Here is a 25,611-nt window from a genome sequence, read left to right as displayed (position 1 = left end):
TACGTGCCATGTCCCGCGCGCCGCCGTCACTGGCGGTAGTGGGAGAAGAACCGCGTCATCTTGTCGACGGCGCCCTTGAGCACCTCGACGCGCGGCAGGTAGACGACGCGGAAGTGGTCGGGGTCCTTCCAGTTGAAGCCGGTGCCCTGCACGATGAGCAGCTTCTCGTCGTGCAGCAGGTCGAGCGCGAACTGCTCGTCGTCGTGGATGTTGAACTTGCGCACGTCGATCTTCGGGAAGATGTAGAACGCGGCCTTCGGCTTGACGGCGGTGATGCCGTCGATCGAGTTGAGCGCCTCGTAGATGTATTCGCGCTGCTCGTAGATGCGTCCGCCGGGCACGAGGTAGTCGTTGACGCTCTGGTGGCCGCCGAGCGCGGTCTGCACGATCGACTGCGCGGGCACGTTCGAGCAGATGCGCATGTTCGTGAGCATGTCGAGGCCCTCGATGTAGTCTTTCGCGATCGCCTTGTTGCCCGACAGGATCATCCAGCCGATGCGGTAGCCGGCGATCATATGCGACTTCGACAGGCCGCTGTAGGTGACGCAGAACAGGTCCGGGGCGAGCGAGGCGATCGACGTGTGCTCGAGGCCGTCCATGACGAGGCGGTCGTAGATCTCGTCGGAGAAGATCATCAGCTGGTGCTCGCGCGCCACTTCGACGATCTGCTCGAGCACCTCCTTCGGGTAGAGCGCGCCGGTCGGGTTGTTCGGGTTGATGATGACGATCGCCTTCGTGCGGTCGGTGATCTTGGCGCGCATGTCGTCGATGTCCGGATACCATTCGGACTGCTCGTCGCACACGTAGTGCACAGGACGGCCGCCGGCCAACGTGACGCACGCCGTCCATAGCGGATAGTCCGGCGCCGGCAGCAGCACCTCGTCGCCGTTGTCGAGCAGCGCGCTCATGCTCAGGTTGATCAGCTCGCTGACGCCGTTGCCGGTGTAGATGTCCTCGACGCCGACGTTCGGCAGGTTCTTGAGCTGCGCGTACTGCATGATCGCCTTGCGTGCCGAGAACAGGCCCTTGGACGCCGAGTAGCCTTCGGTGTCGGTGAGCTGCTGCGCCATGTCGTAGACGACCTCGTCGGGCGTGCGGAATCCGAAGGGCGCCGGGTTGCCGATGTTGAGCTTCATGACGTGCATGCCGGCGGCCTCCATGCGCGCCGCCTCGTTGACGACCGGTCCGCGCACGTCGTAGAGGACGTTGTCGAGCTTGTGCGACTTCGTGAAGGTGCGCCTGCCGCGCGTCGCCGGCTCCTCGGGCGTCACGCTCGAGGGCACGTCGGTGAACGAGGGGTCCTGTACGTCGTCGTCGAATTGCGGTTCCATGGTGTGCTCCTGTCCGGGTCGGTGCTGTGCTGGCGAATGGAATGGATCGGTCATGTTCAATGCAGATGGATGATTGGGATGTTCAATGCCGGCACTGTGTTCAATGTCAGTATTGTGTTCAACGCTGGCTTGATGTTCAATATGGTTGTGCTCAACTGGATCATCATGTTCAACGATATCGTGTTCAATACTATCGCCATGTTCAATACTGTCCATATGTTCGACATCGGACGTATATTCAATATTGAACTGCCGTCGGTCACCGGCACGTCGTCCGACGCCCGTCGCCTGTGCGACGTCGTCGAAGGTGGCCGGATGCTCGTCGAAGGCGACGGCCTCCCCCGCGAGCCAGCGCGCGTCGACGCCAAGCACGGCGGCGAGGAAGCGCTCGATCTCAGGACGCGGCCTCGTCTTGCCGTTGACGTATTGGCTGATGTGGCTGCGGCCGAGCTTGACGCCATGCTCCTCGGCCGCCTTCACGAAGTCGCTCTGCCGTATGTTGCGCAGATCCATCGCCTGGTTGAGGCGCTGCGCGAATCGGTCGGTCATCGGTGCTCCCGTCACAAGATGTTCAATGCGAAACTGAACGACAGTCTAGCATACGTTGAACAAGACATACTGAGGATTGAACAATAGTTGGACAACGCTGAACACGTTGTCGTTGAACATGATGATAAACGCCCACTCAGTAGATGTTCAAAGCTGTCTCGTCAGTGTTCAATCTTATAAGATGTTTGCTCAAATCATGTTTCGCATGTTCAATTCAACATGTTCTGTTCAATCCAGTGGGCGACGCCGTCGTCGTTGTTCGACGGGCAGACGGCGTCGCTGATGGCGAGGACCTTGGGGTTCGCGTTCGCGACAGCGACGCCGGTGCCGGACTGTTCCAACATCGCGATGTCGACGATGTCGTCACCGAAGGACACGGCCGACGACGGGTCGATCCCCCACCGTTCATACAACGCGAGCATCGCCTGCTCCTTGTTCGCGTCCGGCGCCATCAGCATCCAGAGCCTTCCTTCGGAGATGTGCACGTCGAAGTCGTCCGGGATGAGCGTGGCGAGCAGATTGGTCTGGTCGGCGCGTGGGAAGATGATGATCTTGTCGGCGACGCCGTCGGGCACGTCGCGGAAGTCGGTGTAGGTCCAGGTCTGCGTCGTCCAGTACTGCGTCACGTCGAAGTTCGTGTAGCGCACGTCGTCCATGACGATGCCGATCTGCAGGTCCGGGATGACGCTCAGGATCGCGAGGCACACGTCGCATGCGCGGGCCGACGGGAAGCCGACCTTGAGCATATCGCCGGGGTCGACCGGCCGGCGCCCGGTGAGCGAGTCCATGTCGGAGTGGGCGGGGTCGAAGTCGATGAGCGCGCCGTTGAGGTAGATGCATGCGTCGGCGTGCAGCCGGCGGACGATGCCGATGCCGGTGCTCACCGGACGCGCGGTAGCGACGGCGAACGGGACGCCGGCGGCGTGCAGACGGTCGACGGCGCGCTGCGTGCGCGCGCTGAAGTCGCGCTCCTCGAAGCGCGGCGCGTCGTGCAGCAGCGTGCCGTCGAGGTCGACGATGATGGATGGTGTGGTGGGCATGTCCCCTCCCCTATCGTGCGTTGTCGTTCATGGTCTCGCGTCGGCTGCGCATCGGACGGCCGGCGCATACAAAGAATCCCATGGCCGTCATGGCCATGGGATCGAAGCTGATGGTCGTCACCCGAGGGTTCAGGCTGCGGGGACGAACTTCGCGATGAGTCCGAGCGCGACGATGATCGCGACCCAGATGAGCGCGATGATGACCGTCCAGCGGTTCAGGTTCTTCTCCGCGACGCCTGAGGATCCGGCGTTCTGTGTCAGACCGCCGCCGAACATGTCGGACAGGCCGCCGCCCTTGCCCTTGTGCATAAGGATGAGCAGGGTGAGCAGCAGGCTGAGCACGACGAGCACAATCTGCAGGATCAGCTTGACAACTGCGATACCGGACACTGGTGAACCTCCAAAACTATCAATTGCTGGTACAACCTTAGCGCAAGGCCGCGAACAAAACGACGCGCAATCTCAAAGACCTTGTGAAGATGTGGTCTGCAGCGTGAGCATGCAGATCCTCGTCAGCTCGTCGACGTGCAGCGCGGCGCCGCCGATGAGGAATCCGTCGACGTCGGGTTCGCTGATGAGTTCGACGGCGTTCTTCGACGTGACCGACCCTCCGTACAGCACGCGCACCATCTGCGCGACGTGGTCGTCGAAGGTGCTCGCCAGATGTTCGCGGAACGCCTCGGCGGCGTCCTGCGCGGACTGCGGCGTGGCGACCATGCCGGTGCCGATCGCCCACACCGGCTCGTAGGCGATGATGAGCCGTTCGGCCTCCTCGTCGGACAGGTCGCGCGTCACGTCGTGCACCTGGCCGACGGCGAAGTCGAGCTCGATGCCCTTGCGGCGTTCCTCAAGGCTTTCGCCGACGCACAGGATCGGCTGCATGCCGGCGGCGAGGACGGCCCGCACCTGGTCGACGATATTCGCGTCGTCCTCGGGATGGTACTTGCGGCGTTCGGAATGGCCGACGATGACGTAGCTGCAGCCGAGGCGGGCGAGCATGTCCGCGGAGACGTCGCCGGTGAAGGCGCCCTGGGAGGTGACGGAGACGGTCTGGGCCCCGTAGCGGATCCTGAGGTTGTCGGCGTCGACGAGCACCTGGACGCTGCGCAGCGCCGTGAAGGCCGGGAACAGCGCCACCTCGCACTTCGAGAAGTCGAAGCGGCCGGATTTGAGGTTCCTCGCGAATTGCTGGACGAAGGCGGTCGCCTCGAGATGATCGAAGTTCATCTTCCAGTTGCCGGCCACCATCGGAATGCGTGCTGATGCCATATGGATTCCCTAGGACGTGGGCATGCGGATGGAATGCGCGGGCGCGCACCGCCGTATGTCGGACGGTGCGCGCCGTGAAGTCGCGGAAAAAGGCGGGCGTCGCGGCGAGGACCGCGACGGTGCCGTCAGTCGAGGACCTTGAGGCCCGGCAGCTCCTTGCCCTCGAGGAATTCGAGGGATGCGCCGCCGCCGGTCGAGATGTGCGAGAAGCCGTCCTCCGGGAAGCCGAGGTTGCGCACCGCGGCCGCGGAGTCGCCGCCGCCGACGATCGTGAACGCGCCGTTCGCCGTCGCGTCGACGAGCGCCTGGGCGACCGCGCGGGTGCCGTTGGCGAACTGCGGGATCTCGAACACGCCCATCGGGCCGTTCCAGACGACCGTCTTCGAGTCGACGATCTTGTCGTGGAAGAGCTTGCAGGACTCCGGGCCGATGTCGAGGCCCATCATGTCGGACGGAATCTGGTCGGCCGGGACGACCTGCGGGTCGATCGGGGTGTCGCCCGCCGGGAAGCCCTTGTTGACGACGATGTCGACCGGCAGGACGAGCTCGACGCCGTTCTTCTCGGCCGTGGCGATGTAGCCCTTGACCTTCTCGATCTGGTCCTCCTCGAGCAGCGAGGTGCCGACCTCGTAGCCCTTGGCCTTGAGGAACGTGAAGACCATGCCGCCGCCGATGACGAGGCGGTCGGCCTTGTCGAGGAGGTTCTCGATGACGCCGAGCTTGTCGGAGACCTTCGAGCCACCGAGCACGACGGTGAACGGACGCTCCGGGTTCTCGGTGGCCTTGGACAGCGCCTTGACCTCCTTCTCGACGAGCAGGCCCGCGGCGGCCGGCAGGTCGGCCGCGACGTCGTAGTTGGAGCCCTGCGCGCGGTGCACGACGCCGAAGCCGTCGGAGACGAAGACGTCGCCGAGGGCGGCGATCTTCTTCGCGTACGCGGCGCGCTCGGCCTCGTCCTTGCTCGTCTCCTCCGGGTTGAAGCGGACGTTCTCGAGCAGCACGACGTCGCCGTCCTTCATCGCGGCGACCTTCTCCTGCGCGTCCGGGCCGTAGGTGTCCTTCGCGAGGACGACCGGGACGCCGAGCAGCTCGCTCAGGCGCGCGGCGACCGGCGCGAGGGAGAGCTCCGGGACGACCTTGCCCTTCGGGCGGCCGAGATGCGCCATGAGGATGACCTTGGCGCCGTCCTTGCGCAGCTGCTCGATCGTGGGCAGTGCGGCCTTGATGCGACCGTCGTCGGTGATGGTCGTGCCATCGAGCGGCACATTGAAATCAGCGCGGACGAGGACGCGCTTGCCCTTGAGATCTCCGAGATCCTTGAGTGTCTTCATATGGATTTTCCTTTCTCGCCGCCGGGGTTGACGGGGAACGGCTGCATGATCCGCCAGTTACGCATCATACAGCCAAAAACGAACAGGCGCGGTCTTCCGCCGAGAGCGTCGTCCCGCCTGTCCACAGATGCTTGCCGGGCCGTCGGCGGCCCGGACGAGGCGTCAGGCCTCGGGGTCGGCGTCCTGGGACGCCTTGGCGACCTTGTCCGCCAGCTGCAGCAGGCGGCGGATGCGTCCGGCGACCGCGTCCTTCGTGATCGGCGGGTCGGCGAGGCGGCCGAGCTCCTCGAGGCTCGCGTCGTCGTGGTCGAGGCGCAGCTGGCCGGCGGCGCGCAGGTTCTCCGGCACGTCGTCGCCGAGGATCTCGAAGGCGCGACGCACCTTCTCGCACGCCTCGGCCGCGGCCTTCGCGCTGCGACGCATGTTCGCGTCGTCGAAGTTGGCCAGGCGGTTCGCCTTGCCGCGCGCCTCGCCGTCGGAACGCTTGCCGGTCCATTCGCGCGCCGAGCGGGGCGCGCCCATCAGGATGAGCATGCGTTCGATCGCGTCGGGGTCCTTGAGCGTCACGCGCCGCGAGCTGCGCAGCTGGCGCGGCTTGGCGCTGATGCCGAGGCGGCGTGCGACGCTCGTGAGCGCCAGCGCGGTCTCGTCGGTCGGGCAGATGATCTCGAGATAGCTGGCCTTGCCCGGGTCGGACAGGCCGCCGTGCGCGAGGAACGCGCCGCGCCAGATCGCCTTGATCTGCGCGATGTTGCCGGCCGTGAGCTCCTGGGGCAGGCCCGCGACGGCCTGATGCTTGCGACGGTCGAGCAGTCCGGTCTGCAGCGCGAGGGCGACGCCTCCGCGTTCGACGATGACCATGTAGCGGCGCACCGGGCCGGTCGGCGTCTGGCGTTCGACGGCGGTCAGCATCGCGTCGTGGCCGTACAGGTTCTTGATCGCTCGCTGGAGCCACTGGGCCGCGTCGAGCGAGTCGAACTGCGCCTGGACGATGATGTTCCGATCGCTTTTGCGAAGGCCGCCTCCGAAACGGAGCATCGAGGTCACCTGCGCCTTCTGCGCGAGGACCATCTCCCCGTCGATTTCGGACAGCTCACGTTTGACTTCATCGAGCAGAGCCAAAGGATCCTCCTGTTGTCTTCATCGTGATCGATACGGCGTGTCGCAAGTGACCACCGAGATTCCGTGATACCGAAGGTCTTGGACAACGCCGGTGGTGGACTCGCATTTGACAAACCGTTGGAATTATGCTTGTTTCCCCGCGTGTCGCGCGGGTGCGGAAGCGTTCAGGACTGGCGTCGGTCGAGTTCGCGCGCGGACACGCTCACGTTGAGCCCGCGCGCGCGCAGACGCTCCGCCAGCGCCTCGCTCATCGCCACCGAGCGGTGCTGCCCGCCGGTGCATCCGATGGCGATCGTCACGTAGTGCTTGTCCTCCTGCGCGTAGCCGTTGACGGCGACCTCGATCGCCTTCTCGTAGGCGTCGAGGAACTCGGCCGCGCCCTCGCTGCGCAGCACGTAGTCGCTCACCGGCTCGTCTCGGCCGTTGAGCCCGCGCAGTTTGGGCACCCAGTACGGGTTCGGCAGGAAGCGCACGTCGGCCACGAAGTCGGCGTCGATCGGGATGCCGTACTTGAAGCCGAAGCTGAAGATGTGCACCGACACGGTCGTCGGCCCCGAACCCATCAGCGCGTTGTACAGCTTCGTCGACAGCTGGTGGATGCTCAGGTGCGAGGTGTCGATGACGATGTCGGCGCGCTCCTCGAGGTTCTCGAGCATCTCGCGCTCCTCGCGGATGCCGTCGATGAGCCTGCCGTTGCGCTGCAGCGGGTGCGGCCTGCGCACCGCCTCGAAGCGCTTGACGAGCACCTCGTCGTCGGCGTCGAGGAACAGGATGCGCGTCTTGACGCCGAGGTCGTCGAGGTGGCTGAGCATCGCGGACAGGTCGGTGAAGTAGTCGCGGGAGCGCACGTCGATGACGGCGGCGAGCTTGTGCACGCCGCTCTTGGACGCGGTCATCATATCGACCATCGGCACCATGAGCTGCGGGGGCATGTTGTCGACGACGTACCATCCCATGTCCTCGATGCTGTGCGCGGCATGCGACCTGCCGGCCCCGGACATGCCGGTGATGAGCATGACCTCGAATCCCTCGGCCGGCCCGCCGATGTGCCCCTGCCGCCCGTCCTCGTGCGTCGCCGTCTCGTTGCCCTGGCTCACAGCGCTTCCTCCAATGCCTCTCTCATGGCCTGCTCGAGCGGCCCGTGCACGGCCCGCGCGTCGACGGCGTCGAAGTCCCCGTCCGCGGCGAGTCCGGTCATGAGCAGCACCTGGGCCACCGCTTGATACAGTAGCATCTCCTCCCCGCCCAGCGCGACGCCGCCCAGACGCTCCCAGACCTTCATCAGCTCGGTGGGCCTCGGATCGTAGACGACGTCGAGCAGCATGCCGTGCACGGCGCCGCCGGCCTCGGCGAGGCGGCCGGCGACGGCGTCGGCGCCATGCGCCGGGATCGTGTTGACGACGAGGTCGGCATCGGCGAGCAGCCGCGGCAGCCGCGCGTCGTCGAGCGCGACCGTCGTCACGTCGATGCCGTGCCGTGCACCGACCTCGGCGAGTCCGGGGTTGCGGTCCGGATGGCGTGCGGTGACGGTCACGTGTGTGACGCCGCCCATCATGACGTATGCGGCGAGGGCGGAGGTGGCCGTGTTGCCGTTGCCGAGGACGACCGCCGAACGGTCCGTCGCGGCGTAGGTGCCGCGCGTCGCCGCCGCGTGCGCGAAGGCGCGGGCGATGCCGTAGACGTCGGTGTTGTACAGTCTCGTCGCGCCGCCGACGAAGACCGCCGTGTTCGCGACGCCGAGCTCGCGCGCCCACAGGTTCGACGGCGTGCCGTAGGGCTGGATCGTGCGTTTGAGCGGCATCGTCAGGCTCAGCCCGGCCCAGTCGTCGCCGAGCGAGTCGAGGAAGGCGCCGAGCCCGTCCTCGTCCATTTCGATGCGCCCGTAGCTCCAGCAGTCCAGTCCGAGCGCGCGGTAGGCCGCCTCGTGGAGCACCGGCGAGAGCGAGTGGGCGATGGGCTTGCCGAGGACGGCGCAGCGCCGTGGTCTGTTGTTCATGAATCCTCCTGACATGGCCGTCTGCCGGCGTGGGCGTCGATATGCTGCGGCGGGCCGGCGGAGCCGCCCCATCAGCGTACCGCACGCCGTTCGCGCGGCGTGTGCGCGCGTCTAGTCCCCGGCGACGTCCCGTGCGCCTGATGTGTTGTCCTGCGCGTCCTGTGCGGTCTGCGTGTCCTTGGCGGCGTCGTCCTTGTGCAGCGCCTGCCAGATGCGCCGCGCCTTCGCCGATCCGATGCCCCTGACCTCCTCGAGCTGTTCGACGCTCGCTTCGCGCATCGCGCGCACCGAGCCGAAATGCGCGAGCAGCCGCTTCTGGAACGCCGGCCCGACGCCGGGGATGCCGTCGAGCGCCGAACGCAGCGCGCCCTTGCGGCGCGTCCGGCGGTGGTAGTCGATCGCGAAGCGGTGCGATTCGTCGCGCACGCGCTGCAGCAGGTACATGCCTTCCGACGAGCGTCTGAGGATGATCGGATAGTCGTCGTCGGGCACCCACACCTCCTCGAGGCGCTTCGCGAGCCCGCATACGGCCACGTCGTCGACGCCGCAGTCGGCGAGGGCCTTCGCGGCGGCCATGACCTGCGGCTTGCCGCCGTCGACGACGACGAGGTTCGGCTTGTAGGCGAACCGGCGCCGGTCGGAGTCCTGCTGCACGATCCCCTCCGCGCCGGCCTCGTCCCGGCGGCCCTCGCGCATCGCGCGGGCCGCGCGCCGCTCGTCGTCGATGCTTTCGCCGCTGTCGCCGGCGATGTTGCCGTGCCGGAACCTGCGCGTGAGCGTCTCGTAGAGCGCCGACAGGTCGTCGAGCGCGCCGGAGCCGTCGTCGCCGCGGATCGCGAAGCGCCGGTATTCGGACTTCTTCGCGACGCCGTCCTCGAACACGACCATCGACGCGACCTGGTAGGCGCCGCCGACCGTGTTCGAGATGTCGTAGCATTCGATGCGCAGCGGCGCCTGGTCGAGGCCGAGCACCTCGGCGACCTCGTTCATCGCCTCGGTGCGCGCGCCGATGTCGCTGATGCGGCTCATCTTGTTGCGTTGGAGTGCCTGCTGCGCGTTCTGGTCCGCGCGTTCGAGCAGCTGGCGCTTCGCGCCGCGCTGCGGCACGTCGATCGACACGGTGCCGCCGCGCAGTCCCGACAGCCACGTCTCGAGCTCCTCGCGGCGCGCCGGCTCGATCGGCACGAGGATCTGCCGTGGCACCGGCGCGATCGGCGCGAGCAGGTCGGCGCGCCCGGTCTGTTCGAGCCGTTCACGGCGTTCGCGCGTCGCCTGCGCGCGCGCCGTCGGGTCGGTCGCGCGGAAGCGCTGCGAGGCGGCGACGGCGTTGCGTTCCTCGTTGACGACGACCTTCGGGTCGCGTTCCCCCTCGTGCCGTCCGTCGCCGACGAGGTCGGCGTAGACGCGCACGAGCAGGTCGGCGATGATCTCGCCGTCCTCGATGCCCTCCGCGCGTTCGACGCTCCAGTTGCGTTCGCCGCGGATCGTGCCGGCGCGCACGAAGAAGGCGTGCACCGACGCCTCGAGCTCGTCGGTGGCGAAGCCGAAGACGTCCGCGTCCACGTCCTGGTCGAGGACGACGGAGTTCTGCTCGACGATGCCCGACAGCATCTGGATGTCGTCGCGCAGCCGCGCGGCGCGTTCAAAGTCGAGCTCGGCGCTCGCCTCCTTCATCTGCACGGTGAGCTGTGCGACGTAGGAGCGGCCGATGCGTCCGGTGAGCACGCCGACGAGCTGCTCGCACATGCGCCGGTGCTCCTTGGGGGCGATTCTGCCGACGCACGGCGCCGAGCATTTGCCGATCGACGCGAGCAGGCACGGCCTGCCGGTCAGCTGCGCCTTGCGGAACACGGACGGCGTGCAGGTGCGCACCGGGAACGCGCGCAGCAGCCGGTCGAGGCTTTTGCGCAGGTCCCACACCTTCGCATAGGGGCCGAAGTAGCGGGTGCCGCGGCGTTTGCGGCTGCGCGTGATCCAGACGCGCGGATACTCCTCCCCCGCCGAGATCGCCAGATACGGGTAGGTCTTGTCGTCGCGGAACACGACGTTGAAGCGCGGGTCAAACTCCTTGATCCACGTGTATTCGAGCGTGAGCGCCTCGATCTCGGTGCCGACGACGGTCCATTCGAGCGAACGGGCGGTGAGCACCATCGTCTGCGTGCGCGGGTGCAGCTGGCGCAGCGGCTGGAAGTAGTTGGTCAGCCGGTTGCGCAGGTTCTTCGCCTTGCCCACGTAGATGACGCGCCCCTCGCCGTCGCGCCACTTGTAGACGCCGGGCTGCGCGGGGATGTCCGAGGTCTTCGGACGGAACAGGTCGCGGCTGTCGCCGAGCAGCGGCGCGCCGTTCGCGTTGACGCCCGTGCCCGCGTCGCCCGTGCCGCCGGATGCGGCCAGGTCACGCGCGATCGCGTGCCATGTGCCCGGCGCATGCCGTTCGAATATGCTCACGTCGCCTCCATGATGACGTTGATGGCGTCGGCCGATGGCGCCGTCGGCGCAGATGGCCGACGGCGCCCTTCCGTTTATTTGCTATTTGATTGTCTGAGCAGCGGCTCGAGGAACTTGCCGGTCCACGATTCGTCGCATTCGACTACATGCTCCGGCGTTCCCTCGGCGACGATCGTGCCGCCGCCCTCGCCGCCTTCGGGGCCGAGGTCGATGATCCAGTCGGCCGACTTGACGACGTCGAGGTTGTGTTCGATGACGATGACGGTGTTGCCCTTGTCGACGAGTCCCTGCAGCACGACGAGGAGCTTGTTGACGTCCTCGAAGTGCAGGCCGGTCGTCGGCTCGTCGAGGATGTAGACGGTCCTGCCGGTGCTCCGGCGCTGCAGCTCGGTGGCGAGCTTGACGCGCTGCGACTCGCCTCCGGAGAGCGTCGTGGCGGGCTGGCCGAGGCGGATGTAGCCGAGGCCGACCTGCACGAGCGTGTCGAGGTAGCGCGAGATCGACGGGTAGGCCCTGAAGAACTCGGCGGCCTCGCTGATCGGCATGTCGAGCACGTCGGCGACCGACTTGCCGTTGTACTTGACCTCGAGCGTCTCTCGGTTGTAGCGCTTGCCGTGGCATTCCTCGCAGTCCACGTAGACGTCCGGCAGGAAGTTCATCTCGATCTTGAGCGTGCCGTCGCCGTGGCAGGCCTCGCAGCGGCCGCCCTTGACGTTGAACGAGAAGCGTCCCGGCCCGTAGCCGCGCACCTGCGCCTCAGGCGTCTTCGCGAACAGCGCGCGGATCTTGTCCCACACGCCGGTGTAGGTGGCCGGGTTGGAGCGCGGCGTGCGTCCGATCGGGTTCTGGTCGACGTGGATGACCTTGTCGCACAGGTCGACGCCTTCGACGCGCGTGTGCTTGCCGGGCACGATCCTCGCGCCGTTGAGCCGGTCGGCGAGCACCGGGTAGAGGATCTGGTTGACGAGCGTCGACTTGCCGGAGCCGGAGACGCCGGTGACGCAGGTCATGACGCCGAGCGGGAAGTCGACGGTGATGTCCTTGAGGTTGTTCTCGCGGGCGCCGACGACGCGCAGCCTGCGCGACTTCTTCGGCTTGCGCCGCCTCTTCGGCACCTCGATCCTGCGCCGGCCGGCGATGTAGTCGCCGGTGATCGAGCGTTTCGCGTCGACGAGATGGTCGGCGGGGCCCGAGTAGACGACCTCGCCGCCGTGTTCGCCGGCGCCCGGGCCGATGTCGACGAGCCAGTCGGCCGAGCGGATCGTGTCCTCGTCGTGCTCGACGACGATGAGCGTGTTGCCCAGGTCGCGCAGATGGTGCAGCGTGTCGATCAGGCGCGCGTTGTCGCGCTGGTGCAGGCCGATCGACGGCTCGTCGAGCACGTACATGACGCCGACGAGCCCCGAGCCGATCTGCGTGGCGAGGCGGATGCGCTGCGCCTCGCCGCCCGACAGCGTCTTCGCGGCGCGCGAAAGCGTCAGGTAGTTGAGGCCGACGTCGTTGAGGAAGCCGAGGCGCGCGCGGATCTCCTTGACGACCTCGCCGGCGATGCGCGCGGCCGGGCCGGTCAGGTCGAGCTCGTTGATCCATGTGAGGCTGCGTTCGGCCGGCATGTCGCACACGTCGGCGATCGACAGGCCGGCGACGGTCACGGCGAGGACCTCGGGCTTGAGGCGCTTGCCGTGGCAGGCGGCACACGGCACCTCGCGCATGTACGACTCGTAGTACTGGCGGCGCTGCTCGGAGTCGGTCTCCTCGTGGCGGCGCATCAGCGAACGCACGACGCCCTCGAAGCCGGTCGAGTATTCGCGCATGCGCCCCCAACGGTTGCGGTACGAGACGGTGACCTTGAAGTCCTTGCCGTACATGATCGCCTGGCGGACCTCCTCGGACAGGTCCTTCCACGGCGTGTCCAGGTCGAATCCGAGTTCGGAGCCGAGGCCTTCGAGCACATGGCGGTAGTAGTCGCCGGTGGACTTCGTCATCATCCACGGCTCGATCGCGCCCTCGTTGAGCGTCTTGTCCGGGTCGGGCACGACGAGCTCGGGGTCGATCGCGAGGCTGAAGCCCAGGCCGGTGCATTCGGGGCAGGCGCCGTAGGGCGCGTTGAACGAGAACGTGCGCGGCTCGATCTCGTCGAGTTCGAGCGTATGGCCGTTGGGGCACGCCATGTGCTCGGAGAACGGCACACGCCGGTCGGGCGCGTCGGCGTCGCGGTCGACGAAGTCGGCGACCATGAGCCCCTTCGCCAGACGCAGCGCCGTCTCGACGGAGTCGGTGAGACGCTGGCGGATGCCGTCGCGCACGACGAGGCGGTCGACGACGACCTCGATCGTGTGCTTCTTCTGCTTGGCCAGGCTGATGTCGTCGGACAGCTGGCGCATCTCGCCGTCGATGAGCGCACGGGCGTAGCCGTCGCCTCGCAGCAGCTCGAGCAGGTCCTCGAACTCGCCCTTGCGTCCGCGCACGACCGGCGCGAGGATCTGGAAGCGCGTGCCCTCGGGGTTCGCCAGGAGCCTGTCGACCATCTGCTGCGGCGTCTGCGCGCTCACCTCGGCGCCGCACACCGGGCAGTGCGGCACGCCGGTGCGCGCGAAGAGCAGGCGCAGGTAGTCGTAGATCTCGGTGATCGTGCCGACCGTCGAACGCGGGTTGCGGTTCGTTGTCTTCTGGTCGATCGAGACGGCCGGGCTCAGACCCTCGATGAAGTCGACGTCGGGCTTGTCCATCTGGCCGAGGAACTGGCGCGCGTAGGCGGACAGCGATTCGACGTAGCGGCGCTGTCCCTCGGCGAACAGCGTGTCGAAGGCCATCGACGACTTGCCCGATCCGGACAGGCCGGTGAAGACGACCATGCGGTTGCGCGGGAACTCGAGGTTCGCGTTCTTGAGATTGTGCTCGCGCGCGCCCTGGATGACGATCTTGAGGTCGTTGGGCAGATGGCCGATGTCCGCGATGAGCGAACCGTGCTCCTCGCGCAACGGCGCCTTCGCCAGCTCGCGGCTCAGGAAGGTGTCGCTCGACATGACGCGTTCGAGGACCGCGCGCGACGCCTGTGCTTCATGTTCTGCTGCCAATGGATTCTCCGCCTTTCGATTCCCGTGTGGGTCCCTCCGCGCACCCGTCCCGCGGGCGTGCAGGCAACACAAGGATAGCGCATCGCGGCGAAAAAATCGAACACCTGTTCGAAATCTTCGCATGGCCGCGCGCCGGCGTGTCGCCGACGGCGCCGCACGGCCGCCGCGCGTTCGCCCACGGGACGAAAAACGACGCCGCGCCGCGCGCAGCCGCCCGCGTTTCGCCTACGCTGGAAACCGACACATGGCCGCGCGCCGCCCCATGCACGCCGGCGCGCGGCCGCAACGGAGGAAACGGACACGACGAAGGAGCGAGAACCATGGCAGACAACAACACGCACGGCGCACCGCCGCGCAGGACGGACGCCGCATCCCCGCAGCCGCCCGAGGCGCGGCGGACCGGCCGCGGCGGGAACGGCAGACGCGAACGCGACGTCGAGATGATCGTCGCCTGGGTCTCCTTCGCCGCGCTCATCGTCGTCATGGCGCTCGCGCAGGCCGGCGTCCTCGTGCACGTGGACATGGACGACGCCCGCCAGCGCGTGCACTCGTGGTTCTCGGCGCCGCGCTACGTGCAGCTCATCTGGATCCCCGTCTACCTGCTGCTCGCCGTATGGCTCGTGCGCGTCGGCAACGGACGCCGGCACGCCAGGCGGCTCGGCCATATGCGCTTCACGATGCTCGGCGCGCTGTTCACGGCCGCCTGCCTCGTCGGCGTCGGCTGGGTGTTCGCGTGGGCTTTCAAGAACTACCCGGCCTCGGTCACGCTCATCGTCGTGCAGACGGCGCTCGTATGGACGCTGTGGTTCCTCTCCCGGCGCGACGACGCGAGCGTGTGGGGATGGGCGCCGTTCTCGCTGTGGGGCTCGTGGCTCATCGTCGAGACGCTCGTCGACATTGCGCGCGCCGTCACCTACTACGTCTCGAAGGACGGCGCGATGGGCGGCACGGCCCAGTCCGTCGCCACGATCGCGCTCGCGCTCGCGCTGCTCGCCGCCGCATGCCTTGCGCGCTTCCGCTTCGACGACTGGGTCTTCGGGCTCGTCGCGCTGTGGTCGGTCGTCGGCATCGCGATCCATCTGATGGACGTCTCGAAGTTCACGGCCGTCGTCATCATCGCGCTCGCCGCCGTGACGGCCGCGTTCATGTACATCCCGTGGAAGCGCGTCTCCGGCAGGCTCGGCGAGATCGAGCCGCAGCGGCGCACGCCGACGCCGGCGCAGCGCGAGGCGAAGCGCTCGCTGGACGCGCCGCACGTCGAGGACTTCCATGCCGACGTCGCCGGGACGGACGGCCGCCGCGAGGGGGCGTCGCGGTGAGCGCGAAGGATCACGACGGACGCTGGACGCGCGTCGAGCACGGCTTCCCGCCGCTGTTCGACGCGCGTTCGCGCATCCTCTTCCTCGGCACGATGGCCAGTCCGAAGTCGCGCGAGGCCGGCTTCTTCTACATGCATCCGCGCAACCGCTTCTGGCCGATCATGGACGCGCTGTTCGCCGACCCGGCCGATCCGGCGGACAGGGTGGGCACGAGCGTGGAGTCGCGCCGCGCGTTCGCGCTGCGGCACCGTTTCGCGCTGTGGGACACCGTCGAGTCGTGCGAGATCCTCGGCGCGTCCGACGCGTCGATCCGCGACGTCGTGCCGAGCGACCTGACGCCGATTGTGCGCGGATCGCGGATCCGGCACATCTATCCGTGCGGCGCGAAGGCGGCGCAGCTGTACGAACGCCACTGCCGGCCGATGCTGCTCGGCGCCGGCATCGACCTGCCGGCCACGCCGCTGCCGAGCACGTCGCCGGCCTACGCGGCGAAGACGCTCGACGACCTGATCGCGGTCTACCGCGGACGTGTGGACATGGCGGACTTCGACTAGCCGCCGACGGCGACGGCGCGTCCCGCATATGCCATCTACGCCGTCGGCGGACGTTCATGGGCGCGTTTATGATGGTCTGCGCACGAGCACGCCCGACGCCGCTTTCATACAGGGACGGGCGTTTTCACGACAACAACCATTGGACGAACGGACGAACATCACGGACCTTATGGTCGGGAGACGGTGACGCATGGCAATCGAAGTACAGGGACTGGAGATTCAGATCGGCGCGCGCACGCTGCTGCATCCGACGAGCTTCCACGTCGCCAAGGGCGACAAGATCGGCCTCGTGGGACGCAACGGCGCCGGCAAGACGACGCTGACGCGCACGATCACCGGCGAGCTGCTGCCGACGGCCGGCACGGTGCGCGTCACCGGCAAGCTCGGCTACCTGCCGCAGGACACGCACGCCGACGACCCGGAGCAGTCGGCGCTCGACCGCATGATGAGCGCGCGCGACATCGCGACGATCATCCGGCGCATCCGCAAGGCCGAGAAGGGGATGACCGACCCGGACCCGGAGGTGATGACGAAGGCGATGAACCGCTACGACAAGGCGATGCAGGACTTCGAGAAGGCCGGCGGCTACGCCGCGCAGTCCGAGGCGCAGGCGATGGCGGCGAGCCTGGGGCTGCCTCAGGACGTCATGGCCCGCCCGCTCGGCACACTCTCCGGCGGCCAGCGCCGCCGCATCGAACTCGCCCGCATCCTGTTCTCCGACGCGGACACGCTCATCCTCGATGAGCCGACGAACCACCTGGATGCCGACTCGATCGAATGGCTGCGCGGCTTCCTCAAGAAGTACGAGGGCGGCTTCCTCGTCATCTCCCACTCGGTCGAGCTGCTCGACGAGGTCGTCAACAAGGTGTGGCACCTCGACGCGCAGACCGCGCAGATCGACATGTACTCGCTCGGCTACAAGGCGTACCTGCACCAGCGCGCCGTCGACGAGGAGCGCCGCCGTCGCGAACGCGAGGTCGCCGAGAAGAAGGCGGAGCGGCTCATGCAGCAGGGCATCCGCCTGCACGCCAAGGCGACGAAGGCCGTGGCCGCGCAGAACATGATGCGCCGCGCCGAGAAGCTGCTCAGCGAGACGAGCGGCGAGCAGAAGAAGGAGAAGGTCGCCGACATCCGCTTCCCCGAGCCGGCCCCGTGCGGACGCACGCCGATCATGGCGAAGGACATCTCGAAGGCGTACGGCGACAACATCGTCTTCGCCGGCGTCAACCTCGCGATCGACAAGGGGTCGCGCGTCGTCATCCTCGGCTACAACGGCGCCGGCAAGACGACGACGTTGCGGCTGCTCGCCCATATCGACGAGCCGGACACCGGCACGGTCGAATACGGCCACGGCGCGAAGATCGGCTATTTCGCGCAGGAGCACGACACGCTCGAACTGGACATGACGGTCCTCGAGAACCTGCAGCATGTGGCGCCCGAGCTCACCGACACGCAGGCGCGTTCGATCCTCGGCTCGTTCCTGTTCTCCGGCGACGACGCGTTCAAGCCGGCGCGCGTGCTCTCCGGCGGCGAGAAGACGAGGCTCGCGCTCGCCACGCTCGTCACGTCGCGCGCGAACGTGCTGCTGCTCGACGAGCCGACGAACAACCTCGACCCCGCCTCGCGCGCCGAGATCCTCAAGGCGATCTCGAAGTACGAGGGCGCGATCGTGCTCGTCACCCACGACGAAGGCGCCATCGAGGCGCTGCGCCCGGAACGCGTGCTGCTGATGCCCGACGGCGACGAGGACCTGTGGAACGACTCCTATCTCGAGCTCGTCGCCGAGGAGTGAGGGCGCGACCGTCCTTCCCGCATGCATAAAAGAGGGACCGGGGCCCATGGCATGCCATGGGCCCCGGTCCCTCTTTTATGCATGCGCGTTCAGTCGAGGTCGACCGGCTCGTCGGGCGTGCCGGCCTGGGAGGCGCGCATGATGTCCGGTTCGACGTAGATCTCCCAGTTGTACCACGGCATCGACTCACGCACCGACCGTTCGATCTTGTTGACGGTGTCCACGTCGTAGTCGCGGTCGAGCTTGGAGGTCTGCACCTTGAGGCATAGCAGGATGTTGTCCTCGGACATGTGCACGGACTGCATGTTGATGAGGTCCTCGACGCCTTCGGTGCCTTCGACGGCCTTGATGATGCGCTCCTGCGTCAGCGCGCTGACCGATTCGCCGATGAGCAGCGAACCCGCCTTGTAGGCGAGCAGCAGCGAACCGACGATCAGGACGACGCCGACGCACATGCCGCCGAGCGCGTCGTAGAGCTCGTCACCGGTGGCGATCGCCAGGCCGATGCCGAGGAACGCGAAGGCCAGGCCGATGAGCGCGAGCGTGTCCTCCATGATGACCGAGGCGAGATCGGCGGATTTCGTCACGCGCCAGAACCTGTAGATGCCCATGTGCGGCATGCCGGTGTGCCGCATGCGTTCGTTCGATTCCTTGATCGACTGGTGCAGGCCGTAGCCTTCGAGGCATGCGGAGATGACGACGACGATGAGCGCGACGACGAGTTCGCCGCGGTTGGCGTCGCGGATGGCGGGGTTCTCGAGCACGTCGCCGACCTTCTTGAGCGCCTCGCTCGTCGAGAAGAAGCCGCCGACGAAGAACAGCAGCGTCGCGACGACGAAGGACGCGAGGTATTTGACGCGGTACCAGCCGAAGGGGTGCTGCGCGTTCTTGCGCCGTCTTCTGGCGACGCGGTCGCCGGCCATCAGCACGATCTCGTTCGAGCAGTCGGCGATCGAATGCACCGATTCCGAGAGCATCGACGACGATCGCGTGAACAGGAACGCGCCGAGCTTGGCGACGGCGACGCCGATGTTCGCCGCGAGGGCGGCCTTGACGGCCGCCCCCTCATGCTTGCGTTCTTGCTGCACGCCGACGCCGCCATGCGGTGCCGCGCCCCGTGTGGTGTCCTTCGCGCTGTCTGCCGTCATGTCCTCGTTTCTTTCCTCGTTGCGGTCGTTGTTGGCGCTACGACCGTTGTAGTCGTTTCGCCGCGCGGGCGCACGGCGCGGTCCGTCATGCGTCGCCGCGGTCCGTGTCCGGCTCGTGCGCCGCCGGCATCCCGTCGTCCTCGCCCCGTTCTCCGATGGCCGCGCGGATGCAGGCGATCGCATTGAGCGCGCGCGGGTATCCGATGTACGGCAGGCATTGCGAGACGACGGCGATGAGGAAGTGCTCGCCGTTGCCCAGACGCAGGTTGGCCTGGATGTGCGCGCGCACCTGCGCCTCGCAGCCGCCTTGGGCGACGAGCAGGCAGAACGTGACCATCTCGCGCTGGGCGAGCGTCAGGCCGCCGCGCGTGTAGTAGTCGCCGAAGCAGGCATCGGTGAGCCAGGCGTTGATGTGCCGCGTGTCCTCGGGACCCTTGCGGTGGAAGTCCTTCATCACGTCGCCGAACAGGCGTATCTCGACCTGTTCGCCGCGTGCCATGCGTTCGTCGTCGGCGACGGTGGCCTGGCCGGGCAGCGGCATCGCGACGTTTTCGGCGTTGAGGAAGTCGTTGAGCTTCTTCAGATAGGGCAATGCGTGGGCGAATCCGGCGTAGGGCGTGGCCTGGTAGACGACCTCCTTGAGCTGGACCGACGTGACGCCCGCCTGGTAGGCGATCGGCAGCATCATCTCGAACGCGTCCATGCCCTGCGCGCCGATGATCGAGGCGATGATCGCGAGGCACCGGTCGGCCTCCCCCAGCTTCGGGTCGTTCGCCTCGGGTTCGTGCACGACCTCGTCGTAGGCGAATCGGGAGAACAGCTCGATGTACTCCGGGTCGGTCTGGGCCAGGGTGCGGTCGTCGTTCCAGAAATGGTTCATCTTCTTGTGCAGCTCCTCGAACACTGCATGCCTCCTGCCCGGTCGTGTGGCCCCGCCGCGCCCACGGACGTGCGGCGCCGACGGGGTTGCCGGCGATGTTCGTCGGACGAGGCCGCCATGGCACCGGTCCATGGCGGCCTCGCATGGGTCACTTCGTCTGCAGCTTGTTGCTCGTCGCGTCGAAGTCGCTCACCGGCGTCGCCACGATCGTCGGATCGTCGTAGGTGGCCATGTAGTAGGTCTTCGTCCTCGCCGAGTAGCCGCTCGTGAACATCGTCTTCTCGTACTGGCCGTCGGCCATCGCGCTCATGCCTTCGACCATCGCGGCGCTCGACAGCGTCTTGAACAGGCGGGTGACGTTGTCCTTCTCGCCCTGCTTGTCCGGATAGTGCGCGTTCGCATAGGCGATGCGCACGAAGCGGGACATCGAGTTCGGGTCGCCCGGCAGGCCGTGGGCGCTCAGCCCGGCGCCCCACGGCTTGAGTTCGGCGCCGCCCCACCTGACGGGCTTGACCATCATTGGCGTGCAGTTGATGTAGTTGATGAGGTTCTGGCGGTGCACCGGGAATTCCGGCTGGTTCGTCATGACGTCGACGTCGTCGTCGTAGACGTGCATGCCGCTCGCCGTGTATTCGACGACGATGCTGCGCGTCGCGTCGGCGACGATCCAGTGCAGCATCGACACCGGGTACCGGTCGTTGATCGGCTTGCCGACGATCGTCACGTTCTTGAGCGCCTCGGCGACGTCGTCGACGCTCGTGAAGCTGCGCGCCACCCACAGCGGGAACTCGTAGGCGGCCACGTTCGTCGTGAAGTTGACGCTGTCTTCGGCGTACTGCGCGTAGCCGGGGAAGTTGAGGCCGGCGACGGCCAGGCCGGCGTCGTTCGCGCAGTCGAAGTAGAGCGGCGTGTCGTCGACGACGATGCCGACGCCGATGACGGCGTGGTTACGGTCCTTGGCGTTGAACGCCGGCTGGTAGTTGTAGTCAGCCGGCGTGTACACGATCTTCTCGCCGTATCCGCACTCCCAGTCGAGATTGCGGCCGAAGTAGAGGTTGCCTTCGGCGTCGACGAAACGCACTGCACTGCACATGATGATGTTCCTTTCCTGTTCACGGGCCCGCGCACGCGTCCCGCGTCCGATCGCGCACGCCGCGCCGGAGGGCATGACGTACGTCGCTGCCGCCATTATAGGGGGCGGAGGCGCGCGGACATGCACGTTATCGTTGTCAGATGAAGCGGCGGCATGACACGCCTCGACGTGCTCCCCGCCGTTCGGCCGGCGGCGCACACGGCGCGCGGCACTAGAGTAGATGGTGTATGTGTTGTCCCTTCCCGGCCATGCGCTCGCACGTCGCGGGAAGGCGGGGAAAGGACCGACGATGAACGATCAGCGCACAAACGGCTCCGGTGCGGCGAGGACGCAGACCATGGAGGAGAACGAGGAGGGGGCGCGCACCGACATGCTGTGCTCGTCCGCCTACGACGTGGCGACGGTGCGCGCGCTCGAACGCCCGCTGCTCGACGACGGCGCGCCGCTCATGCGCATGGCCGCGGCCGCCGCCGCCCGGCACATCCTCGACGTCGTCGACGAACAGGACTGGGATGCGGAGTCCCTGCGCGTATGCGTGCTCGCCGGCGCCGGCGACAACGGCGGCGACGGCCTGTACTGCGGCGCAATGCTCGCCGGCGAAGGCCTCAACGTGACGGCGATCGCCGTGGGCCGTTCGCTGCACGACGAGGCGTACGCCGCGTTCCGCAAGGCCGGCGGCCACGTCTTCACGCTCGACCCGAACGCGCACATCCCCGGCGCCCCCGTCGGATTCTCCTCCGGCGAGGCCGGCGCCCGCCTTGAACAGGCCGTGCGCTTCGTCTCGCGCGCGCACATCATCGTCGACGCGATGACCGGCATCGGCGTCAACGGCGCGTTGCACGGCATCCCCGCCGCCATCGCCGAAGCCGTCGGCACGCACGGCGTACCCGAACGCGTCGCCCTGCCCGACGACGAGCTCGACATCGAATTCCCCTTCGTGCTCGCCATCGACACGCCCTCCGGCATCGGCGTCGACGACGGCACGCTGCCCGGCGCATACATCCCCGCCGACGCGACGATGATGTTCGGCGCGCTCAAGCCGTGCGCGATGCTGCCTCCCGCCTGCTACGTATGCGGACGGATCACGCTCGTCGACTTCGGCTTCGACGTCGACGACGTCGACCCGGACGTCGAGATCGTCGACCGCGCCTTCGCCCAGTCCGCGATCCGCATCCCCCGCCTCGAGGACGCCAAATACGGACGCGGCGTGACCGGCCTGATCACCGGCTCCGACGCCTACCCCGGCGCCGCCGTCATGTCCACATGCGCCGCCGCGCGCTCGAACATCGGCATGGTGCGCTACCTCGGTCCCGAACGCGCGCAGGACCTCGTGCTGCGCGCACTGCCCGAAGCGGTTGTCGGCAAAGGCCACGTGCAGTCCTGGGTCGTCGGCTGCGGCATCCCCGACGGCGAGCACGACGACGGACGCGACCTGCAGCGCACCCGTGCCAAGGCCCTGCTCGCCCACTACTCGCTCGACGGCGACGAGGAGGCGCGGCGCGCCGCGCTCGCGATGCCGCCGGTCGTCGTCGACGCCGGCGCCCTCGACCTGCTGCCCGCACACGTGCCCGCCCACGTCGTCGTCACGCCCCACGCCGGCGAGATGGCGTCGCTGCTCACCCGCCTCGGCGAGCCGACCGACGCCGCTGACGTGGCCGCACGTCCCCTGACCGCCGCACGCCGCGCCTGCGAACTGACCGGCGCGACCGTGCTGCTCAAAGGCGCGATGACCGTCATCGTCGGCGCCGACGACGCCGGCTCGACGCGCACGCTCGTCTGCGGACGCGCGCCGGCGTTCCTCGCCACGGCCGGCGCCGGGGACGTGCTCGCCGGCATCGTCGGGGCGATGCTCGCCCAACAGGCCGACGAGGTCGTCGCAGACCCCTCGCTCGCCGCCGAGGTTGTCGCCGGCGCCGCCTACGTGCACGGGCTCGCCGCCGCGCTCGCCTCGCACAGCGACCAGCACGCCTGGAACGAGCCGGCGTTGTTCACTGACGGCGACGAGGACACGCATGAGGCCGCCGAGGCGGTCGGCCACCCGATCGTCGCGATGGACGTCGTCGACGCGCTGCCCGACGCCTTCGACATGCTCAACGCGACCGCGCACTACGAGTGACGCGCGCACGCGCACAGAACCGCACCACCCATGACGGACGCCCGGAAGCGCCCGCCGCACAGATACAGAAAGGAACCATCATGACACTGCTGCAGCACGACGTCATCGACTTCACCCTCCAGGCCTATCAGAACGACGCCATCCGGACGGTACGCAAGGCAGACCTGCTCGGCCACTGGTCGGTGCTCTTCTTCTACCCGGCCGACTTCTCCTTCGTCTGCCCGACCGAACTCGAGGACCTCGCCGACCACTACGACGCGTTCAAGCAGGCCGGCTGCGAGATCTACTCGGTCTCCTGCGACACCCAATGGACGCACAAGGCATGGCACGACGCGAACGAGAAGATCGGCAAGATCGCCTTCCCGATGCTCGCCGATCCCACCGGCGCGCTCGCGCGCGACCTCGATACCTACGACGAGCACACCGGCCTGGCCGAACGCGGCGACTTCATCATCGACCCCGAAGGCCGCGTCGTCGCCTACGAGGTCACCTCGTCGAACGTCGGCCGCGACGCCGCCGAGATCCTGCGCCGCGTCAAGGCCTCTCAGTTCGTCTACGAGCACACCGACCAGGTGTGCCCGGCCAAATGGGAGCCCGGCGACAAGACGATCAAGCCGAGCCTCGACCTCGTCGGAGAGCTGTGATGAGCACGCCCGGACAGGACTTCTACGACGCCGTCGTCATCGGCGGCGGCCCCGCGGGACTCACGGCGGCGATGTACCTCGCACGCGCACGCTACCGTACGCTCGTCGTCGAAAAGGACGACTTCGGCGGCCAGATCACGATCACCGACGAGGTCGTCAACTACCCCGGCGTCCCGACGACCGACGGGCATGCGCTCGCGTCGGCGATGCGCCGGCAGGCGCAGGACTTCGGCGCCGAGCTGCGCACGGCGGACGTGACCGGCATCGACGTGCTCGACGACGGCGTCAAACTCGTGCACACGACGCGCGGCGACGTGCGCGCCTTCGCCGTCGTGCTCGCGATGGGCGCCGCGCCGCGCCGCGTCGGATTCGCCGGCGAACGCGAATACATGGGCCGCGGCGTCGCCACCTGCGCGACCTGCGACGGCGAGTTCTTCGCCGGCCGGGACGTCCTCGTCGTCGGCGGCGGCTTCGCGGCGGCCGAGGAATCGGTGTTCCTGACGCGCTACGCGCGCAAGGTCACCGTGCTCGTGCGCGAGGACGACTTCACCTGCGACGCGCAGGTCGCCGACCGCGCGAAGCGCGACCCGAAGGTCGACGTCCTCTACCACACCGAGCTCGAAGGCGTCGAAGCCGGCGAACGCGGCCTCGTCGAAGCGACGTTGCGCGACGCGCACACCGGCGAACGGCGCCGCTGGCAGCCGCAGGACGACGGCACGTTCGGCGTCTTCGTCTTCGCCGGCTACGTGCCGCAGACCTCGATCGTCGACGGCTTCGTGCGCCTCGACGACGACGGCTACGTGATCTGCGACCCGACGACGCTCGAGACGTCGGTGCCCGGCGTCTACGCCGCCGGCGACCTGCGCGCCAAGGACCTGCGGCAGGTCGTCACCGCCACGGCCGACGGCGCGATCGCCGCCGTGCACGCCGAACAGTACGCGGCCGACATGTCCAGACGCACCGGCGTCGTCCCCGAACGCCCGTCCGTCTCCGTCTACGAGCGCAGGGAACGCGAGGAGCGTGCGAAGACCCCGCCGGAAACGACGGTCGCGCCCGTGTCCAGCGACGCCGACGACACGCCCGCGCCGCAGGTCGGCTCGTTCTTCGACGACGACGTGCGCACGCAGCTCGCGATGGTCTTCGCGCGCATGGAGAAGCCGGTCACGTTGCAGCTGCAGCTCGACGACACGCCGCTGAGAGTCGAACTCAGGGCCTTCGTCGACGAGCTCGTGCGTCTCGGCGGCGGCAAGCTCGCGATGATGGCCGACCGGGTCGAACGCGTCGACGAGCATGGCCGCGGCGTCTTCAACGCGTCGCTGCCGCTGCCCTTCGCCGCTCCGGTCGTCAGCCTGCTCGTGCGCAACGACGCCGGAGACCTCGTGCCCACCGGCATCGCGTTCCATGGCGTGCCCGGCGGCCACGAGTTCAACTCCTTCGTGCTCGCGCTGTACAACGCGGCCGGCCCCGGACAGCCGCTGCCCGACGACGAACGCGCGCGCATCGAGGCGATCCACGAACCGGTCGACGTGATGCTGTTCGTCTCGCTGACATGCACGATGTGCCCGGAGACGGTGCGCGCCGCCCAACGCATCGCGTCGCTCAACCCGAACGTGCGCGCCGAGGCGTACGACATCGCGCACTACCCCGAGCTCAGGGAACGCTACGGCGTCATGAGCGTGCCGTGCATCGTCGTCACGCGCGGCGGCGCGCGGCGCACCGACTTTGGCAGGAAGGGCGTCGCGCAGATGCTCGACCTCATCGAACACGTCTGACGGCCGTACATTCCGTGCATGAGGAGGATTCCCGTCTTCGGGAATCCTCCTCGCATATCCGCACGGCATCCGCCATATGCGCCATGTCCGCGATATGTACCGTACGGCGGCGCAAATCGACGCCCGTGCA

Annotated in this window: 20 protein-coding genes; 7 read left to right on the top strand and 13 right to left on the bottom strand. The window is 67.7% G+C overall.

Features of this window, described 5'->3' with window-relative positions; genetic code table 11:
• Positions 1–26 precede the first annotated feature (26 nt).
• Complete coding sequence (locus BcFMB_RS07255; protein ID WP_418215014.1) at positions 27–1,520, bottom strand: aminotransferase class I/II-fold pyridoxal phosphate-dependent enzyme; 1,494 nt, start codon at positions 1,518–1,520, stop codon at positions 27–29.
• On the opposite strand from BcFMB_RS07255, the gene BcFMB_RS07250 reads away from it, so the two are divergent.
• Positions 1,401–1,967: a hypothetical protein gene (locus tag BcFMB_RS07250; protein WP_099721415.1), complete on the top strand. Its 567-nt coding sequence runs from the start codon at positions 1,401–1,403 to the stop codon at positions 1,965–1,967. The two genes, BcFMB_RS07255 and BcFMB_RS07250, sit on opposite strands and share 120 nt — an antisense overlap.
• 122 nt (positions 1,968–2,089) lie before the next feature.
• Here the strand turns inward: BcFMB_RS07250 and BcFMB_RS07245 are convergent, their stop codons facing one another.
• From BcFMB_RS07245 to uvrA, 9 genes are all read right to left on the bottom strand, one after another.
• Positions 2,090–2,920, bottom strand: coding sequence for an HAD hydrolase family protein (locus BcFMB_RS07245; protein WP_099721414.1), 831 nt, complete (start codon positions 2,918–2,920; stop codon positions 2,090–2,092).
• A 129-nt stretch (positions 2,921–3,049) separates the two neighbouring features.
• Positions 3,050–3,301 (bottom strand): preprotein translocase subunit SecG, encoded by a 252-nt coding sequence (gene secG / locus BcFMB_RS07240; protein WP_024541321.1) that lies wholly within the window; start codon positions 3,299–3,301, stop codon positions 3,050–3,052.
• Positions 3,302–3,382: 81 nt separating this feature from the next.
• Positions 3,383–4,189, bottom strand: coding sequence for a triose-phosphate isomerase (gene tpiA / locus BcFMB_RS07235; protein WP_024541322.1), 807 nt, complete (start codon positions 4,187–4,189; stop codon positions 3,383–3,385).
• 125 nt (positions 4,190–4,314) lie between these two features.
• Positions 4,315–5,520 carry a phosphoglycerate kinase gene (locus BcFMB_RS07230; protein WP_024541323.1) on the bottom strand — a complete coding sequence of 402 codons (1,206 nt, stop codon included), beginning with the start codon at positions 5,518–5,520 and terminating at the stop codon, positions 4,315–4,317.
• A 162-nt stretch (positions 5,521–5,682) separates the two neighbouring features.
• On the bottom strand, positions 5,683–6,642 hold the full coding sequence (gene whiA / locus BcFMB_RS07225) for a DNA-binding protein WhiA (protein ID WP_024541324.1): 960 nt from the start codon (positions 6,640–6,642) through the stop codon (positions 5,683–5,685).
• A 164-nt stretch (positions 6,643–6,806) separates the two neighbouring features.
• Positions 6,807–7,739: an RNase adapter RapZ gene (gene rapZ / locus BcFMB_RS07220; RefSeq protein WP_024541325.1), complete on the bottom strand. Its 933-nt coding sequence runs from the start codon at positions 7,737–7,739 to the stop codon at positions 6,807–6,809.
• Entirely contained in the window at positions 7,736–8,638 is a 903-nt protein-coding gene (locus tag BcFMB_RS07215) for a shikimate dehydrogenase (protein WP_099721413.1), read from the bottom strand. The genes rapZ and BcFMB_RS07215 overlap by 4 nt, the downstream gene beginning before the upstream one ends.
• A gap of 111 nt (positions 8,639–8,749) precedes the next feature.
• Complete coding sequence (gene uvrC, locus BcFMB_RS07210) at positions 8,750–11,086, bottom strand: excinuclease ABC subunit UvrC (RefSeq protein WP_099721412.1); 2,337 nt, start codon at positions 11,084–11,086, stop codon at positions 8,750–8,752.
• Between the two features lie 74 nt (positions 11,087–11,160).
• Complete coding sequence (uvrA, locus tag BcFMB_RS07205) at positions 11,161–14,112, bottom strand: excinuclease ABC subunit UvrA (RefSeq protein WP_099721756.1); 2,952 nt, start codon at positions 14,110–14,112, stop codon at positions 11,161–11,163.
• Between the two features lie 371 nt (positions 14,113–14,483).
• Between uvrA and BcFMB_RS07200 the strand changes: the two genes are divergently transcribed.
• From BcFMB_RS07200 to BcFMB_RS07190, 3 genes are all read left to right on the top strand, one after another.
• Positions 14,484–15,482: a hypothetical protein gene (locus BcFMB_RS07200; RefSeq protein WP_099721411.1), complete on the top strand. Its 999-nt coding sequence runs from the start codon at positions 14,484–14,486 to the stop codon at positions 15,480–15,482.
• 92 nt (positions 15,483–15,574) lie between these two features.
• The gene (locus tag BcFMB_RS07195) at positions 15,575–16,036 is read left to right on the top strand and encodes a uracil-DNA glycosylase family protein (RefSeq protein WP_232513919.1); all 462 of its coding nucleotides are present in this window, start codon (positions 15,575–15,577) and stop codon (positions 16,034–16,036) included.
• Positions 16,037–16,226: 190 nt separating this feature from the next.
• Positions 16,227–17,828 carry an ABC-F family ATP-binding cassette domain-containing protein gene (locus BcFMB_RS07190; RefSeq protein WP_099721409.1) on the top strand — a complete coding sequence of 534 codons (1,602 nt, stop codon included), beginning with the start codon at positions 16,227–16,229 and terminating at the stop codon, positions 17,826–17,828.
• Positions 17,829–17,917: 89 nt separating this feature from the next.
• Here BcFMB_RS07190 and BcFMB_RS07185 read toward each other — a convergent pair whose 3' ends face one another.
• The 3 genes from BcFMB_RS07185 to bsh all read right to left on the bottom strand — a co-directional run bounded on the left by BcFMB_RS07185 (position 17,918) and on the right by bsh (position 20,949).
• Positions 17,918–18,976: a cation diffusion facilitator family transporter gene (locus tag BcFMB_RS07185; RefSeq protein ID WP_024541332.1), complete on the bottom strand. Its 1,059-nt coding sequence runs from the start codon at positions 18,974–18,976 to the stop codon at positions 17,918–17,920.
• 85 nt (positions 18,977–19,061) lie between these two features.
• On the bottom strand, positions 19,062–19,880 hold the full coding sequence (locus BcFMB_RS07180) for a carboxymuconolactone decarboxylase family protein (protein ID WP_024541333.1): 819 nt from the start codon (positions 19,878–19,880) through the stop codon (positions 19,062–19,064).
• Positions 19,881–20,004: 124 nt separating this feature from the next.
• Positions 20,005–20,949, bottom strand: coding sequence for a choloylglycine hydrolase (gene bsh, locus BcFMB_RS07175; protein WP_024541334.1), 945 nt, complete (start codon positions 20,947–20,949; stop codon positions 20,005–20,007).
• Between the two features lie 337 nt (positions 20,950–21,286).
• Here bsh and BcFMB_RS07170 point away from each other — a divergent pair, with 337 nt between their 5' ends.
• The 3 genes from BcFMB_RS07170 (at position 21,287) to BcFMB_RS07160 (ending at position 25,481) form a co-directional block, all read left to right on the top strand.
• Positions 21,287–23,065: a bifunctional ADP-dependent NAD(P)H-hydrate dehydratase/NAD(P)H-hydrate epimerase gene (locus BcFMB_RS07170; RefSeq protein WP_099721755.1), complete on the top strand. Its 1,779-nt coding sequence runs from the start codon at positions 21,287–21,289 to the stop codon at positions 23,063–23,065.
• An 80-nt stretch (positions 23,066–23,145) separates the two neighbouring features.
• Positions 23,146–23,709, top strand: a complete 564-nt coding sequence (locus BcFMB_RS07165; protein WP_024541336.1) for a redoxin domain-containing protein — start codon at positions 23,146–23,148, stop codon at positions 23,707–23,709.
• A complete protein-coding gene (locus BcFMB_RS07160; protein ID WP_099721408.1) occupies positions 23,709–25,481 on the top strand; it encodes an FAD-dependent oxidoreductase in 1,773 nt (590 codons plus the stop codon). Before BcFMB_RS07165 ends, BcFMB_RS07160 begins: the two co-directional genes overlap by 1 nt.
• Positions 25,482–25,611 lie beyond the last annotated feature (130 nt).

The sequence above is a fragment of the Bifidobacterium choerinum genome (assembly GCF_002761235.1).
GTDB lineage: Bacteria > Actinomycetota > Actinomycetes > Actinomycetales > Bifidobacteriaceae > Bifidobacterium > Bifidobacterium choerinum.
This window is presented reverse-complemented; position numbering and strand designations above follow the sequence as displayed.